Below are 15,342 nucleotides of genomic sequence, written 5' to 3'. Positions count from 1 at the left end.
CGCACGGCGGACGCCATCGCGGAGTCGTGGCTTTTCGCGCTCGTGCGTCCGCAGCACGCGCGCCGCGCCACCCAGTTGCGCGGCACAAAAGCGGCGAGCGTCACGGTTCGCCGCGCGGACGCCGCGGTCCTTGCTCGAGCAAGTCGCACTCATCGACGATCGTGTAGAGGAGACGCGAAGAGCTCGGCTCGGCTGACCCACCACCACCCCGCTTCCACCGCCGCTGCGGCAACCACCCCTGCGACCCGGTACAGGAACCCAGCCGGGCCGGCAAGCGCTCGGACTCGGCGCCATCCGACGCGGACGAAGAAGCATGCGCCGTGCCGAGAGCTCTATAGGCACGGTCCTGGTGTCACATGGCGAGCACACGGACAAAACGGCGCGAAATCGGAAGGTTGCACATCCACGAGGGTCCGACGGTTCGGGGCGTCCGGCGGTGCGCCGTCACGGCATCGTGCAGCGCTGTGACACCCGCCGGCGGAAGCGGCGAACGGCCGGGTCTTTCAGGCCGCCGTCGCGCGGATCTCCCACCGCATCGGCGCGCGCTTGATGCCGCCGACGAAGCTCGAGCGCACCCGCTCGGCGGGCCCGCTCGACTCGCAACGCACGAGCCGCTCGCGGAGTTGCGCGAACGCGTGCCGCAACTCGAGCCGGGCGAGATGTGCGCCGAGACAGACGTGCTCTCCCATCCCGAACCCGATGTGCGGATTCGGATCGCGGTCGACGCGGAACGCGAACGGATCGGGAAAGACCTCCTCGTCCCGGTTCCCCGACGAGTAGAAGAGGCAGACCGCCTGCCCCTTGCGGATCGTCTTGCCCCGCAGCTCGTAGTCTTCCGTCGCGGTCCGGCAGAATTGGATGACGGGCGTCGTCCAGCGCACGATCTCCTCGACGGCGCGGTCGACCAGCCCCGCGTCGGCCCGCAGCTTCCGCCACTCGCCGGGGTGCTCGAGGAGCGCGAGCATACCGCCGGTCATGGCGTTGCGCGTCGTCTCGTTCCCGGCGACCACCAGCAGGAAGAAGTACGACAGCAGCTCGACCGGCGGCAGCGGCGCCCCGTTCACCTGGCCGTTCGCGACGACGCTCACGATGTCGTCGGCGGGCTCCACGCGTCGCCGCTTGGCGAGCTCGTCGAAGTAGATGAAGAGTTCGATGCGCGCCTGGTCGATCGTCGCCTGCGCCGTCGCGCCGTGCTGGAACTCCGGATCCTGCGGCGCGATGATCTCGTTGGTCCAGCGGAAGAGCTTGTCCCAGTCGGCGCGCGGCACGCCCAGCATCTCGGCGATCACCGCGATCGTGATCTTCGCCGACACGTCGCGCACGAAGTCCGCGTCGGCGACCTCCGCGGCGGCGTCGAGGACCTCGCGCGTGACCCGGGCGACCTTGGCGTCCATGCTGCGGATGGCGCGCGGCGTGAACCACTGGCTCGTCACCTTGCGGTACTTGCCGTGGTCGGGCGGGTCCATGTTGAGGAGGTGGCGGGACGTGCCTTCCTCCGGCGGCGGCAGATCGCGCGTGAAGACGGCCATCCGCGGCGCATTCAGGAAGCGCTCGGGCTGCTTCCCGAGCTTGATGATGTCGGCGTGCTTGGTGATCGCCCAGAACGGGTCGACGTTCGGCCGCTCGTACCAGAAGACCGGATCGTGGCGCCGCATCCACGTCCACTCGGCGTGCGGATACCCGTGCTGCTCGTAGTGCTCGGGGCTCGCGACGTCGAGCGTCGCCGGATCGATGGTGGTCACGTCGGCCTCCTTCTGGAGTCGTTCCCCCGCCGGGGGACGGCCGCACCTTAGACCCCGCGTTCAGCGACGTCGAGACGTGACGTCCCGGGGTAGTGTCTCGGGTTGATCGTCCGCTGGAGTCTCGATCCGCCGCGATCGGTCTTCGCGTGGTGTCGCCGCCGAGTGAGTCCGGGATCCCATCTACGGTCGCCCGGTTCCTGACACCCCGCGCCTACTGCCCGCCGGTGCGGCCCTGGCTTGCGCGCCCTCTCCGAGGGCACGGCGAGCGAGGTGGGGCTCCCCGAAGCACTCCCAGACCCACCCGCCGGCGAGTCCTGGCGGCAAGGACGATCCACGGCCGTGGACACTTCCGTCCCGAACCGTCGGCTCCGAGAGCTCGGGTGATCATGACGCAACAGGCGGGCGGATCGGGGATGGGTCCGGGGAGCGGCAGCTCGCTTGACCGCAGGGCGGAGAGGCTGCGGCGGGCTTCAAGCGCTGGGCGTCAGCGACCCCGCGACCGTAGGACCCGTCCCCGACCCGCCTGCCTGCTGCCACCGATTGATCCGCCCCGCGCAAATGAAACGGGACACTACGCGTTCCGGCCACCTATCTCGATGATCACCGAAGACGCGGGGGTTCCGGGTCCGCCGACGTGTGGCCATGGTCAGTCGGCCGCGAGCGCCGCCCGCTTCGCCGACTCGTAGTCCGGCTTGCCGTTCGGCGCCCGCCCCACCTCGGGCACGATCACGATGCCCTTCGGGAGCTTGTAGTCGGCGAGATGCGGCGCGCAGTGCGCCCGCAGCTCCTCGAGCGTGGGCGCGGCGCTGCCCGGCGCGAGGGCCATGACGGCCGTCACCTGCTGCCCCCAGCGCTCGTTCGGAACGCCGACCACGAGCGCGTCGTACACCGCCGGATGGCTCTTCACGATGCGCTCCACCTCTTCCGCGTAGATCTTCTCGCCGCCGCTGTTGATGCAGGAGGAGTCGCGTCCGAGGAAGAGCACGCGGCCGTCGGGCAGGAAGCGCCCGCGGTCGCCGCCGATCGCGTACCGCTTGCCGTGGATCGTCTGGAAGGTGGCGCGCGTCTTCTCCTCGTCGCCCATGTACCCGAGGCAGAGGTCGCCGGTGCTGGTGATCCATCCGGTCTCGTCGGTTCCCGGCGCGAGTTCGCCGCTCCGATCCTGCTTCAGGAGCACGGTGCCCTCGCGGAGCTGATACGCCGGCAGGCCCTTCTGACCCGATTCCGTGTCGTTGGCCATCGCCTGCATCCCCAGCTCCGAAGCGCCGATGCTCTCGATCACCATGACCGGCGGCAACTCCGCGAGCAGCTCCTGCTTGACCGTCGGCGACAGCACCGCCGCCGTGCTCACCAGCACGCGCAGCGAGGAGAGGTCGTACTTGCCCTCACGCTGAGCGCTGATGAGCGGCCGAGCGAAGGCGTCGCCGATGATGCCGATCTGGTCGCATCCGTACTTCTCGACCGCCCGCCAGACCGCGTGCGCGTCGAGCCGCTTCGTCTCGTCGGGAAGCACGATCGTACCGCCGCGATGGAAGGAATTGAACGAGTTCCACTGCCCGGCGCCGTGCATGAACGGCAGACAGATGAGCGACCGGCCGCCGACGCCCATCGTGATGTGGCTGCGGAGCTTCTCCTCGGTGTCGAGGCGCCCGAAGTGCGGCAGATTGCCGCCGAGCCCGTTGAAGAACACGTCCTCGTGCCGCCAGAGCACGCCCTTCGGGATTCCGGTCGTGCCGCCGGTGTAGAGGACGTACAGGTCGTCCGAGCTGAACGGCAGGGCCAGCATCGTCGCCGGCTCGGAGGCGAGCGCCGCCTCGTAGTCGATCGCGCCCGGTAGGAGGGCGTTTCCGGACTCGTCGGAGATCTGAAAGAGGTGCTCGAGCTTCGGCAAGCGGCCGCGCACCTCGGCGAGCAGCGGCGCGAACACGGCGTGGTACACGATCGCGCGCGCGCTCGAGTCGTCGAGCAGGTAGTGCAGCTCGTCGGCCTTGTAGCGGTAGTTGATGTTCACCGCCGCCGCGCGCGCCTTGTAGCTCCCGTACATCGCCTCGAGGTATTCGGGGCAGTTGTAGAGGTAGACCGCGACGTGATCGTGGCCGGACTCCCAGGGCTGGAGCTCGCCGCGCTCCTTGCGGCAGCCGAGGCCGCGCGCCGCGAGTACGCGCGCGAAGCGGCGACTGCGCTCGGCGAGATCGCGGTGCGTGAGGATGCGATCCTTGGCGATGATCGCTTCGTGATCGGGGAGCAGCTCCGCGACGAGCTCCTGGAGGAGACCGAGATGGATCTTCATCACTGTCCTTGGAAGACGGGGGTGCGCTTCTCCTTGAAGGCGCGCGTCCCCTCTTTGGCGTCTTGCGACATCGACACGGGAATCCCGAACTGCTGCTCCAGATCGAGGGCCTCGGCCGTCGGTCGGCCGAGCCCCGCGAGCACGGAGCGCTTCACGGCCTGTACGGCGAGCGGACCGTTGCGCGCGATGACCTCGGCGCAACGCCGCGCCTCGGACATCACCTCGCTCGCCGGGACGACGCGGTTCACGAGGCCGATCCTGAGGGCGTCCGCCGCGGAGAACTGCTCGCCCATGAGGAGGATCTCCATGGCGTGGCAGAACGGGATCTGCCGCGCCAGCCGCGCCGTCGATCCGCCCATGGGGAAGAGCCCGTGCTTCACCTCGGCGATGGCGAACCGGGCGTCCTCGGCGGCGATCCGGACGTCGGTGGTCTGCAGGATCTCGCTGCCGCCGGCGACGCAAAACCCCTTCACGGCCGCCACGATGGGCTTCACGACGTCGTAGTTCCGCAACAGCCCCTTATAAATGATGGGCACGTCCGCGATGATCCGCCGGTCGTAGTCGGTCTCGGGCGGGCGCTGCCCCTGCATCATCCGCACGAGCCGGTCGAGGTCGGCGCCGGCGCAAAACGCCTGCTCGCCCGCGCCCGTCAGGATGGCGACGCGGATCCCGGGGTCGTCGTTGACGTCCTGCCACGCGTCGGCGAGGCGGCAGAGCATCTCGGCGTTCAAGGCGTTCCGCACCTCGGGCCGGTTCATCGTGAGGGTCGCGACGTGGCCCTCCTTCTCGTAGATCAGCGCGGGTTCCGCCATGACGACGCTCACGCGCCCGCAGGGTCGCTACCGAAGGTGTCGCTGCGACGAGTGTGCACGGAAGCTCCTTGGGAGAGGCTGGCGTCGCCACCGGCGACGCGACACGGGAAAAGTATAACGGGTTTCATTTCTTTCAAAGCGGCCGGTGCGCGGCCGCGCACCGGCCTCAGCGCAGCTTCGCGATCACGTCGTTGGCGTAGGCCTCGAGGTACCGCCGCTTCTCGTCCATGGTCGCCTGCGGACCGAGCGTGAACGTGAGCGGCCAGCTCACCAGCGAGGTGACGCCGGCGTCCTCGAAGCGCCGCAGGTCGTCGACCTCCGCGGGCGCGCTCAGGACGAGGATCGCGTCGAACGGCTCGCGCTCGCGGCCCGCCGCGCGCCGGAGCTCGTTCAGGCGCCGCATCACCTCCAGCACCTGCGCCGGCGCGTGCCCCGACCCGACCCAGCCGTCTCCGAGGCGCGCCGCGCGTTTGAACGCCGCCTCGCTCTGCCCGCCGATCAGGATCGGCGGCGCCACCCGCGGCGCGGGCGACATCTGCAGGCGCGGAAAGTCGTAATGCGCCCCGTGGTGCTCGACCATGCCGCCCGCCCATACCTTGCGCAGGACGGCAATCTGTTCGTCCATGCGCCTGCCGCGTCCGGCGAACTCGCGGCCGAGGACGTCGAACTCCTCCCGCATCCAGCCGGCGCCGATGCCGAGGCCGACCCGGTCTCCCGAGAGCAGCGCCACGCTCGCCACCGTCTTCGCCACCTCGAGCGGATGCCGCAGCGGCAGGATGTAGACGCCCGTCACGAAGCGCAGGGTCCGGGTCACCGCCGCCATCGCCGCGATCTGCACCCACGGATCGAGCCACGGCGTCTCGGCGGTGAACAGCGGCGTCCCGTCCGGCGAATACGGGTACTTCGAGGCGAGGCGCTCCGGAAAGAAGACGTGCTCGGAGCAGAAGACGCCGTGGAAGCCGACCTGCTCCGCGGTCCGTGCGAGCTCGAGCAGCTCGTCGGGCGCCGCGAACGCGACGGACTGCCAGAACCTCACGACGCGCCCGCCGTCGGCCGCACGCCGGTCCGCCCGTCCGCATGCCGGCGCGCCCCGGGCGCGCTCACGGCCGTTCGCTCCCGACGATCCACATCGCGAAGAACTGCGAGCCGCCGCCGTAGGCGTGCCCGAGCGCGCGTGCGGCGCCCGGCACCTGGTGCTCCCCCGCGAGGCCGCGCACCTGCAGCGCCGCCTCGGCGAAACGGATCATGCCCGAGGCGCCGATCGGGTTCGACGAGAGCACGCCGCCCGAGGCGTTGATCGGCATGTCGCCGTCGAGCGCCGTCGCCCCCTCCTGCGTCATCTTCCAGCCCTCCCCTTCCGGCGCGAACCCGAGGTTCTCCATCCACATCGGCTCGAACCAGCTGAACGGAACGTACACCTCGGCGCAGTCGAGCTCCTTGCGCGGATCGGTGATGCCGGCCTTCTTGTAGAGCTCGGCCGCGCAATCGCGGCCGGCCCGCGGGTTCACGAGGTCGCGCCCCGCGAACATGGTCGGCTCGCTCCGCATGGCGGTGCCGTGCACCCAGGCCGGCTTGTGCTTCGCCTTCTTCGCCGCCGCGTCGCTCGCGAGCACCATCGCGCACGCGCCGTCCGACGAAGGACACGTCTCCATGTAGCGGATCGGATCCCAGAGCATGGGCGACCCCTCGATCATCTCGTAGGTGACATCGGGGAAGACGAGGTGGGAGTACGGGTTCTTCGGCGCGTTTCGCCGGTCCTTGAGGGCCACCTTGACGCCGGTGTCCTCGGGAGCACCCGAACGCCGCATGTAGGCGCGGATGAGCGGCGCGAAGTAGCCGCCCGCGCCGGCGACGATCGCCTGCTGGAACGGGATGCGGACGGTGAGCGCCCACATGGCGTTGCCCTCGCTCTGCTTCTCGTAGGCGACCGTCAGCACCCGCTCGTGGATGCCCGCCTGGATCAGGTGCGCCGCGACGATCGCGGTCGAGCCCCCGACGCTGCCCGCCGTATGCACGCGCAGCATCGGCTTCCCGGCCGCGCCGAGCGCGTCGGCGAGGTAGAGCTCGGGCATCATCGTGCCTTCGAACATGTCGGGCGCCTTGCCGATCACGACCGCGTCGATGTCGCGCCAGCCGACGCCCGCGTCGGCAAAGGCGCGATCGACCGCCTCGCGCAGGAGCCCCGGAAGCGACACGTCGGTGCGCTTCACGTCGTGCTTCGTCTGACCGATGCCGATGACGGCGCAACGCTCTGCCATTAGTCCCTCTCCAGCACGCAGACCAGATTCTGCTGCAGGCACGGCCCGGAGGTCGCGTGCGCGACGGCCCGCTTCCCGGCCCCGCCGGCGAGGCGCGCCGCCGCTTCGCCGATGCGCACCAGTCCCGCGACCATCATCGGATTCGCCGCGAGCGCGCCGCCCGACGGGTTCACGTCCACGCCGGCCCCGAGGCCGAGCGCCTCGCGCAGGATCAGCTCCTGGTGCGTGAACGGCGCGTGCAGCTCGGCGAGGTCGACCCGCCCCTTACCCACGCCCGCCTTCTCCCCGGCGAGCTTCGTCGATGGCGACGTCGTGAGGTCGCGGACGCCGAGCGCGTGCGCCTCGATGCGATGGTCGATGCCGCGGATCCAGACCGGCGTCATCGCGCTCTTCTTCACGGCGTCGCCGCAGGCGAGCACGATCGCGGCGCAGCCGTCGGAGATGGGCGGACAGTCGTGGGCGCGCAGCGGCGAGACCAGGTAGGGCGTGGCGAGCAGCGTCTCGGCGTCGGCCGACGTCCGCACCTGCGCCTTCGGATTCGCCGCCGCCGCGCGCCGACTCCGGAACGCCACCTCGGCGAGATCCCGCTCGCTCGTCCCGGTCTTCTCGAGGTACGCCCGCGCCTGGAGCGCCGCGAGCGAGACCGCATCGGGCCAGAGCGGCGCCGTCGTGTACGGATCGAGCTGGATCGTCAGCACCTCCGGGAGGTCTCCCATCGAGGACTTCCCGAAGGCGTAGACGAGCGCCGAGTCGGCCTCGCCCGTCTGCAGCTTCACCCACGCCTCGTAGAGCGCCCACGCGCCGTCCATCTCGACGTGCGACTCGACGATCGGCGGCCACGCGCCGACCGCGTCGAGCGCGCTCACGAACGCGAACGGCTGCCCGGCGAGGTAGTCGCAGCTCCCCGACACCGTGACGCCGATGTCCCGTCCCCGCAGGCCCGCCTGCCGCTTGGCCTCCTGCAGGATCGGCATCAGCATCTCGACCTCGTTCCTCGAGGCCTCGCGCCGGACGCTCGCCGACTGCGCGAATCCCACGATCGCCACGTCGCGCGACGGCATCAGAGGTGCTCCTTGTAGGTCTCGTACGGCGCGTCGGGCTCGTCGATCGGCCGGAAGTAGCGGATGCTCTCGAAGGTCGCGGCGAGCTCCGCCTTCGGCGCCCATACCGCCTCGACGCGCATGCCCATGCGCACGGCGTCGAAGTCGCACTCCTGGATGAGGGCGAAGAACGGCAGGTCGGCGCCGTCGAGCAGCACGTGCGCGCACGTGAAGGGCGGAGGCACCGACAGCACGTCGGACGGGATGCGGACGATGCAGAACGTCGTGACGGTGCCCTTCCCCGTCACCTCCACCTCGTCGGTGGTCGGCACCCCGCACTTCGGACAGGCGCCGCGCGGCGGCACGTAGACCTTGGCGCACTCGGGGCAGCGCTGGCCGAGGATGCGGCCTTCCGCCATGCCGAGGAGGAAGCGCTGCGTCGCGTGCCCCGCCGTATACGTGTAGTCGAGGCGAATCGGCGTCACGATGTTGGTGATCTCGCTCATGCGCGCTCCGGCTCGAAGCACACGATGTCGTGGATGTTTCCTTCGGGCTCGGCCTTCCAGCGCGGCCGCACCCGCATGCCCGTCCGCATCGCCGCGGCGCTCCCCGCGTCGACGGCGTGGAGCATCGCGCTGCCGGCGCCGTCGAGCCGGACGAGCGCCCAGGCGAAGGGCCGATCGAGCGGATGCTTGGCGCGCGGCTTCTCCACCCACGCCCAGGTCGTGACGACACCGCCGGGCCCGACCTCGATCATCTCGCCGATCGACTCCCCGCTCTCCGGGTCGTACTCGACGGGCGGCACCAGCACGCGCCCGTCGCGGGCGCGCACGCCGAGCAGGCGGCGCTCCGTCAATCCCGTGAAGAACGCCCCCATCACCGGCCCGACGGACCGGCGATACGGATACTCCAACACGTGCGCCGCCGTGAGGCGGCCCGATGCGGTCTCGGCCATACGGTTCATCCCTCGGTGTAGTTGGTGTACATCAGCGCGGCGGCGGTCCGGACGCGCTCGGAGACGTCCTTCACGGGATGCAAGCCGCCGGCCCAGCCGACCAGCGACGCGAACCAGACGTTCTGCAGCATGAACGCGACCTGCCGTTCGCGCTCCGTGCTCGTCGCGGGCGAGAGGTCGCGGCTGAGATCCACGGGCTTGCCGCGCAGCGCCGCGACGATGAGGCGTGTCATCCGCGAGTGGAAGCTCGCGACCTTCGAGGCGACCTGCGCGTCGCCCGACGCCATCGCCCGCAGCATCGCGCGCGCGAACTGCGGCCGGTACGTCATCCCGCGCGTCGCCCGCTCGAAGAAGCGCGTGACCCGCGCCAGGGCCGTCCTGCCTGCGACCGGATGCGCCGCCATCGCGTGCTCGAGCTTCTCGATCTCCTCGGTCAGCGCGAAGAGGAGGATGTCCTCCTTGCTGTGGAAGTACTTGTAGAGGGTGCCGAGCGCGACCTCGGAGACCTCGGCCACGTCACGCAGGCGGACGCCCTCGAACCCGCCCTTCTCCGCGAGCTCGACGACGGCCTCGACGATGCGCCGGTGGCGACGCAGCTGGCTCGCCGCGAGGCGCGCCTTCGGTACGCCGTCGTCGGTCCGCAAGCGCGAGACGTCGAGGCGCGGCCGCGAGCCCATGGAAGCGGATTTGAAACATGTTTCAATTCCGTTGTCCAGCATCCGCGCGCCCGCCCGGCGATTGCGGCAGCGGGCGTGTTTCACTAGCGTTCGCTCCGCATGGCCTACACGCTCGCCGATCTGAACGAAGCCATCGCCGCCGCCGTTCCCGAGCGCGAGGCGATCGTCACCACGACGCGTCGTCTCACATGGCGCGAGCTGCGCGATCGCTCGCGCCGCCTCGCGCACCTCCTTCTCGGCACGGAGCTCGGCTGCCACCGGGAGCGCGGCGAGCTCGCGCCCTGGGAATCCGGGCAAGACCACGTCGCGCTCTACCTCTACAACGGCCACGAGTACCTCGAAGCGATGATCGGGAGCGCGAAGGCGCGGGCGGTCCCCTTCAACGTCAACTACCGCTACGTCGAGGACGAGCTGGTCTACCTGCTGCGCGACGCGCGAACGCGCGCCGTCATCTACCACGCGAGCTTCGCCCCGATGCTGGCGCGCGTCCTGCCGAAGCTGCCGTCCATGGCGCTCATGCTCCAGGTCGCCGACGGCACCGACCAACCGCTCCTGCCCGGCGCGCGCGACTACGAGGAGGCGCTCGCGGCGAGCTCGGCCGATCCCGTCGACGTCGCGACGACGGACGACGACCTCTACATGGTCTACACCGGCGGCACGACCGGCATGCCGAAGGGCGTCCTGTGGCGGCAGGCCGACATCTTCTTCTCCGCGATGGGCGGCCAGGTCCCCGGCCAGGAGGCCGTGACGAGCATGGCCGACGTCGTGGCGCGCACCGCCTGGGGGGAAATGAACCGCATCCTCCCCGCGCCGCCCTTCATGCACGGCGCCGGCCACTGGACGGCGTTCATCGCGCTCCACCAGGGCGGCACCGTGATCGTACCGCGCGAGACCCGCCGTCTCGATCCCGACGACATCTGGCGCACCATCGAGCGCGAGCGCGCCGTCTCGCTCACCATCGTCGGCGACGCCTTCGCCCGTCCGCTCCTCGACCAGCTGCGTGCGGGCTCGTACGAGCTCGGCAGCCTGCGCGTGATCGGCTCGGGGGGCGCCATCTTCTCCGCGCCGCTCAAACACGGTTTCCTCGAATGTCTCCCCGACATCATGATCGCCGACGGCTTCGGCGCCTCCGAGACCGGCGCTCAGGGAGCGAGCTTGATGTCAGCGGGCAACACGAGCGGCGGCGGCTTCACGATGGACCAGCAGCACACCTTCGTCGTCGACGCGGGACTGACGCGCCGGCTCCCCGCCGACGATCGCAGCATCGGCTGGCTCGCCCGCACCGGCCACATCCCGCTCGGTTACCTCGGCGACGAGGCGAAGACCCGGCGCACGTACCCCACGATCGCCGGCGTACGCTGCGCCATCCCCGGCGACCGCGCGCACCTGGACGACGACGGAACCATCCGGGTTCTCGGCCGCGAGTCGGTCTGCATCAACAGCGGCGGCGAGAAGATCTTCGCCGAGGAAGTCGAGCAGGCGTTGAAGCGCCATCCGGCCGTGTACGACGTGCTCGTGGTCGGGACGCCGAGCGAGCGCTGGGGCGAGCAGGTGACGGCCGTCGTGGCGCTCCGTCCCGACGCGCGCGCGACCGACGACGAGCTCCGCGACGCTGCGGGCGCCGAGCTCGCACGCTACAAGCTCCCCCGCGCCTTCGTCCGCGTCGAGAGCGTCAGGCGGGCGCCGACCGGGAAGCCCGACTACGCCTGGGCGAAGGAGCTCGCCAGCCGCGCGCTCGCGCCGTAGCGGCGATGCTCCGTCGAGCTCAGAAGCCGAGCATCTTGGCCAGGTAGTGGATCATCACCTCGTCGGCGCCCCCGCCGATCGAGATCAGGCGGGAGTCGACGAAGGCGCGCCCCGCGACACTCTCCTTCATGTAGCCGAAGCCGCCGTGCAGCTGGATGCACTGGTCGGCGACCAGGCGCGACATGCGGCCGGTGAAGAGCTTCGCCATCGAGATCTCGCGCGTCGCGTCCTCGCCGCGCATGCGCCTGCGGATGCAGGCGTAGGTGAGCTCCTTCGCGGCGACCAGCTGGGTCAGCATCTCGACGAACTTGAACTGGGTGACCTGCATCTTGCTGAGCGGCTTCCCGAAGAGGACCCGCTCCTCGCAGTACGTGCGGGTCGCCTCCCAGAGCCCCTCGGTGGCGGCGTTGGAGCTGATGCACGCGATCAGGCGCTCGTCCTGGAACTGCATCATCTGCTGCTGGAACCCGCGTCCGATCTCGCCGATCGTGTTCGCGACCGGCACCCGCACGTCCTCGAAGAAAAGGAGGCCCGTGTCCGAGCCCCAGTTCCCGATCTTGTCGAGCAGCTGGTACGTGAAGCCCGGCGAGTCGGTCGGCACGACGATCTGCGAATAGCCGCCGTAGCCCGCCTCCGGATCGGTGATCGCCAGCAGGCAGAGCCAATCGGCGGTCGCCGCGTTGGTGATATAGATCTTGCTGCCGTTGATCACCCAGTCGTCGCCGTCGCGGACGGCGCGGGTCTTGATGCCGGCGACGTCCGAGCCCGCATCGGGCTCGGTGACCGCGATCGCCGCCACCATCTCGCCCTGCACCGCCGGGACGAGGTAGCGGGTGCGCAGCTCGTCGCTGCCGAACTGGTGCAGCGACGGCGTCGCCATGTCGGTCTGGACGCTGATACCCATCGTCACGCCGGCGTTGTCGCACTGAGCGAGCTCCTCGAACATGACCGCGGTATACGACCAGTCGAGCCCGGCGCCGCCCCACTTCGGGTCGTAGCGGAGCCCGAGCATGCCGAGCTCGCCCATGCGCCGGTAGAGCGCCTTGTCGAAGCGCCCCTTCTGATCGAACTCACGGGCGCGGGGCAGCATCTCCTCCTGGACGAACTTCCGAACCGTCTGCCGGAAGAGCTCGTGCTCCGGTGTACCGAAGAGATCGGGCGGGGGCGTCGTGATCATGGCGGGGTCCTTTCGAAGTGGGCTCGCGGTTTGTAGCGAGGACGCGCCGGCGGTGCCAGCCGCGCCCGTGCGTCAGATCAGCCCGTGCGCCTTCAGATCGGCGATCGTGACACGCACGCCGTCGGCGAACGACGTCGGCTCCCAGCCGAGCTCGCGCTGCGCCCTGGCGGACGACGGCCGCGCCTCGATGGTCAGGAAGTGCAGCTGACCGCTCGGGATGAGCGGGGCCATGCCGCTGAACCTCGCCCACAGCTCGCCGGTCGTGGAGACGGCCTTGGCGACCCAGCGCGGCAGGATCGCCGGGATGCGCGCGGTCGGCACGTACTGCTGCACCACGCGCGCCATGTCCTCGAGGCTCCGATACGACTCGCTGAGGATGAAGCGCCCGCCGACCGGCGCCTTGCGCTCGGCGAGCAGGTGCCCCCGCGCGACGTCGGCCGCGAAGACGACCGGCATGCCGCCCGGCAGGAGCATCGGGATCTCGCCGCGCGCGAGCCGGCGGACGAAGTCGTTCACCCCGGTCGGCACCGGCGCCGGGCCGTACACGCCCGAGGGATGGAGGAAGCGCGCCGGCAGGCCGCGCTCGAGCGCCGCGGCCACGAGGCGATCGGCCTCCTGCTTCGATCGCTCGTACGGCGTCGCCTTCGGCGCGGGGTCGAGGCGCGACTCGTCGAAGGGCTCGCCGGGCGGCATCACGAAGACGTCGATCGTGCTCGTGTAGAGGAACGATCGCACGTTCTCGGCAAGGGCGGCCTCGAGCACGTGGCGCGTCCCCTCGTAGTTGACGCGCCGGAAGGTGGCGGGATCGGGGAGCCACTGCTCGGGGAGACCGGAGGCGTGGTACACGACGTCGCAGCCGGCGACCGCGCGCCGCACCGAGGCCGCATCGGTGACGTCGCCCGCGACGAGCTCGACGCGATCCGGCACGAGCTCGCGGCCCCGCTCGACGTCGCGCACGAGCGCGCGCACGGCACGCCCCTCCGCGAGAAGCGCCCGCGCGATCGCGTGGCCGACCGTGCCGGTCGCGCCGGTGAGCAGGGTCCGTCCGCTCACGCCGCCACCCGCGTCGCGAGCTTCTTCAGCTTCCAGATGAGCTGCGTCCGCCGCGCCAGGTCGGCGGGGCTCCCGCCGGCCCCGAGCGGACCGACGTTCCACATCACGACGTGCCGCAAGCCCGCCGCGACGAGCGGCCGGACCTCCGCACACGACGTCTCGATTCCAACCTGCAGGCGCGGCATCGCCCGAGCAAGGGTCACAGGCGCCGCGGCGGGTCAACACGTACCCGGTCTTGGCAAAAAAAAGCTTGGCTCCGGCCTGACCGCTTGGTAAGCATGGCTTCGGCCGGATCGGATCTCGTCGTCGCCCTCGCCCACCGCTCCTCCCCGACGACCGCTCGCGATCCTTCGCCTTTCCAAAGGAGGAGAAGATCATGGTCACTTGGGACGCGGAGAACGCCGCGCATCTTCTCTCGCGCGCCGGATTCGGCGGCGACGAGCGCGACGTCGAGAAGTACGTCCGCTACGGACAGGCCACGGCCGTCGAGAAGCTCGTCACGGTCAAGGGCACGGGCGCCAAGGGCCCCGGCAAGTCCGGCAGCGCCGCCACCGACCCGGAGGACCTCGCGGCGCTGCGCACCTGGTGGGCGAAGCGCATGGTCAAGGCAACCACGCGCCGGCTCCAGGAGAAGATGTGCCTCTTCTGGCACGATCACTTCGCCTGCTCAGTCAGCATCGTCAAGAACAACCTCTGGATGTCGCGGCAGAACGCGCTCTTCCGGCGCCACGGCCTCGTCGACTTCAAGACCCTCCTCTTCGAGGTGACGCGCGATCCGGCCATGCTCGAGTTCCTCGACGGCAACCGCAACAAGGTCGGCAAGCCGAACGAGAACTACGGCCGGGAGGTGATGGAGCTCTTCGCGCTCGGCGTGAACGACCTGAACGGGATGCCGAACTACTCGCAGACCGACGTCCAGGAGATGGCCCGCGCCCTCACCGGCTTCGTGATCGAGGATGACGCGGGCGTCTTCGATCCCACCCGGTTCGACGGCGGCAGCAAGACGGTCCTCGGCGTCACGGGCAATCTCGGCGTGGTCGACGCGAGCGGCACCCTGCTGCCGCCCGCAACCAACGTCCTCGACGTGCTCTTCGCCCGCACCGACAGCGACGGCGCGCTCACGATGCCGCGCTTCCTCGCGAAGAAGCTCTGGGAGTACTTCGCCTACCCGAGCCCGACCAAGACGCGCATCGACGAGGTCACCGGCCCGTTCATCACCGGCGGTTTCGTGATCCGCGACCTCCTGCGATCGATCTTCCTGCACGACGATTTCTACAGTGACGCGGCCAAGAGCCAGACGGTGAAGAACCCCTGCGAGTTCGCCTTCCACGCGATCCGCGCGACGCGCGCCTCGACCAACGCCAAGACCCTCCCCGACCACCTCGGCGACATGGGCATGAACCTCTTCGAGCCGCCCGGCGTGAACGGCTGGAACAACGGCCTCGCCTGGCTTTCGAGCGGACAGTTCCTCGCCCGCTTCGAGTTCGCGCAGACGCTCGCCGCCGGCCGCTCCGGCGATCTGAAGCTCACCCCGACGAAGCTCTTCGACCGCTCGGCGACGAGCGCCGCCCCGGTCGTCGACGAGCTGCTCG

At 70.2% G+C, this 15,342-nt stretch carries 13 protein-coding genes; 2 read left to right on the top strand and 11 right to left on the bottom strand.

The annotated features are described in order from the left end of the window. Positions 1-503: 503 nt before the first annotated feature. The 9 genes from IT293_21900 to IT293_21860 form a co-directional block, all read right to left on the bottom strand. Positions 504-1,742 carry a cytochrome P450 gene (locus IT293_21900; GenBank protein MCC6767313.1) on the bottom strand — a complete coding sequence of 413 codons (1,239 nt, stop codon included), beginning with the start codon at positions 1,740-1,742 and terminating at the stop codon, positions 504-506. Positions 1,743-2,388: 646 nt separating this feature from the next. Further along, positions 2,389-4,032, bottom strand: a complete 1,644-nt coding sequence (locus tag IT293_21895) for an acyl-CoA synthetase (GenBank protein ID MCC6767312.1) — start codon at positions 4,030-4,032, stop codon at positions 2,389-2,391. Beyond that, positions 4,032-4,844 carry an enoyl-CoA hydratase/isomerase family protein gene (locus IT293_21890; GenBank protein ID MCC6767311.1) on the bottom strand — a complete coding sequence of 271 codons (813 nt, stop codon included), beginning with the start codon at positions 4,842-4,844 and terminating at the stop codon, positions 4,032-4,034. The genes IT293_21895 and IT293_21890 overlap by 1 nt, the downstream gene beginning before the upstream one ends. Positions 4,845-5,010: 166 nt before the next feature. Then, entirely contained in the window at positions 5,011-5,880 is an 870-nt protein-coding gene (locus tag IT293_21885) for an LLM class F420-dependent oxidoreductase (GenBank protein ID MCC6767310.1), read from the bottom strand. Positions 5,881-5,944: 64 nt separating this feature from the next. Further along, the gene (locus IT293_21880; protein ID MCC6767309.1) at positions 5,945-7,102 is read right to left on the bottom strand and encodes a thiolase domain-containing protein; all 1,158 of its coding nucleotides are present in this window, start codon (positions 7,100-7,102) and stop codon (positions 5,945-5,947) included. Further along, positions 7,102-8,163, bottom strand: a complete 1,062-nt coding sequence (locus IT293_21875) for a thiolase domain-containing protein (GenBank protein MCC6767308.1) — start codon at positions 8,161-8,163, stop codon at positions 7,102-7,104. Before IT293_21875 ends, IT293_21880 begins: the two co-directional genes overlap by 1 nt. Then, positions 8,163-8,648: a Zn-ribbon domain-containing OB-fold protein gene (locus IT293_21870; GenBank protein ID MCC6767307.1), complete on the bottom strand. Its 486-nt coding sequence runs from the start codon at positions 8,646-8,648 to the stop codon at positions 8,163-8,165. The genes IT293_21875 and IT293_21870 overlap by 1 nt, the downstream gene beginning before the upstream one ends. Beyond that, entirely contained in the window at positions 8,645-9,106 is a 462-nt protein-coding gene (locus IT293_21865) for an OB-fold domain-containing protein (protein ID MCC6767306.1), read from the bottom strand. The genes IT293_21870 and IT293_21865 overlap by 4 nt, the downstream gene beginning before the upstream one ends. Further along, on the bottom strand, positions 9,103-9,774 hold the full coding sequence (locus tag IT293_21860) for a TetR family transcriptional regulator (GenBank protein ID MCC6767305.1): 672 nt from the start codon (positions 9,772-9,774) through the stop codon (positions 9,103-9,105). Before IT293_21860 ends, IT293_21865 begins: the two co-directional genes overlap by 4 nt. 99 nt (positions 9,775-9,873) lie before the next feature. On the opposite strand from IT293_21860, the gene IT293_21855 reads away from it, so the two are divergent. Then, positions 9,874-11,520, top strand: a complete 1,647-nt coding sequence (locus IT293_21855; GenBank protein ID MCC6767304.1) for an acyl-CoA synthetase — start codon at positions 9,874-9,876, stop codon at positions 11,518-11,520. Between the two features lie 19 nt (positions 11,521-11,539). Here IT293_21855 and IT293_21850 read toward each other — a convergent pair whose 3' ends face one another. Both IT293_21850 and IT293_21845 read right to left on the bottom strand, forming a co-directional pair. After that, positions 11,540-12,697, bottom strand: coding sequence for an acyl-CoA dehydrogenase family protein (locus IT293_21850; GenBank protein MCC6767303.1), 1,158 nt, complete (start codon positions 12,695-12,697; stop codon positions 11,540-11,542). A 72-nt stretch (positions 12,698-12,769) separates the two neighbouring features. Then, the gene (locus IT293_21845) at positions 12,770-14,128 is read right to left on the bottom strand and encodes an NAD-dependent epimerase/dehydratase family protein (GenBank protein ID MCC6767302.1); all 1,359 of its coding nucleotides are present in this window, start codon (positions 14,126-14,128) and stop codon (positions 12,770-12,772) included. Between IT293_21845 and IT293_21840 the strand changes: the two genes are divergently transcribed. Then, positions 14,127-15,342, top strand: a 1,216-nt coding sequence (locus IT293_21840; GenBank protein MCC6767301.1) for a DUF1800 domain-containing protein, incomplete at its 3' end; no start/stop codon positions are given. The genes IT293_21845 and IT293_21840 overlap by 2 nt on opposite strands.

It is taken from the genome of Deltaproteobacteria bacterium (assembly GCA_020848745.1).
Classification (GTDB): domain Bacteria; phylum Desulfobacterota; class Binatia; order UTPRO1; family UTPRO1; genus UTPRO1.
The sequence above is the reverse complement of the archived record's forward strand: the minus strand, read 5'-3'. Positions and strand labels throughout refer to the sequence as shown.

What these genes read in the sequence shown, in the direction of transcription:
- IT293_21895 (MCC6767312.1), bottom strand. Translation starts at nt 4,032, where the DNA reads ATGAAGATCCATCTCGGTCTCCTCCAGGAGCTCGTCGCGGAGCTGCTC.
- IT293_21890 (MCC6767311.1), bottom strand. Translation starts at nt 4,844, where the DNA reads ATGGCGGAACCCGCGCTGATCTACGAGAAGGAGGGCCACGTCGCGACC.
- IT293_21880 (MCC6767309.1), bottom strand. Translation starts at nt 7,102, where the DNA reads ATGGCAGAGCGTTGCGCCGTCATCGGCATCGGTCAGACGAAGCACGAC.
- IT293_21875 (MCC6767308.1), bottom strand. Translation starts at nt 8,163, where the DNA reads ATGCCGTCGCGCGACGTGGCGATCGTGGGATTCGCGCAGTCGGCGAGC.
- IT293_21870 (MCC6767307.1), bottom strand. Translation starts at nt 8,648, where the DNA reads ATGAGCGAGATCACCAACATCGTGACGCCGATTCGCCTCGACTACACG.
- IT293_21865 (MCC6767306.1), bottom strand. Translation starts at nt 9,106, where the DNA reads ATGAACCGTATGGCCGAGACCGCATCGGGCCGCCTCACGGCGGCGCAC.
- IT293_21860 (MCC6767305.1), bottom strand. Translation starts at nt 9,774, where the DNA reads ATGGGCTCGCGGCCGCGCCTCGACGTCTCGCGCTTGCGGACCGACGAC.
- IT293_21855 (MCC6767304.1), top strand. Translation starts at nt 9,874, where the DNA reads ATGGCCTACACGCTCGCCGATCTGAACGAAGCCATCGCCGCCGCCGTT.
- IT293_21850 (MCC6767303.1), bottom strand. Translation starts at nt 12,697, where the DNA reads ATGATCACGACGCCCCCGCCCGATCTCTTCGGTACACCGGAGCACGAG.
- IT293_21845 (MCC6767302.1), bottom strand. Translation starts at nt 14,128, where the DNA reads ATGATCTTCTCCTCCTTTGGAAAGGCGAAGGATCGCGAGCGGTCGTCG.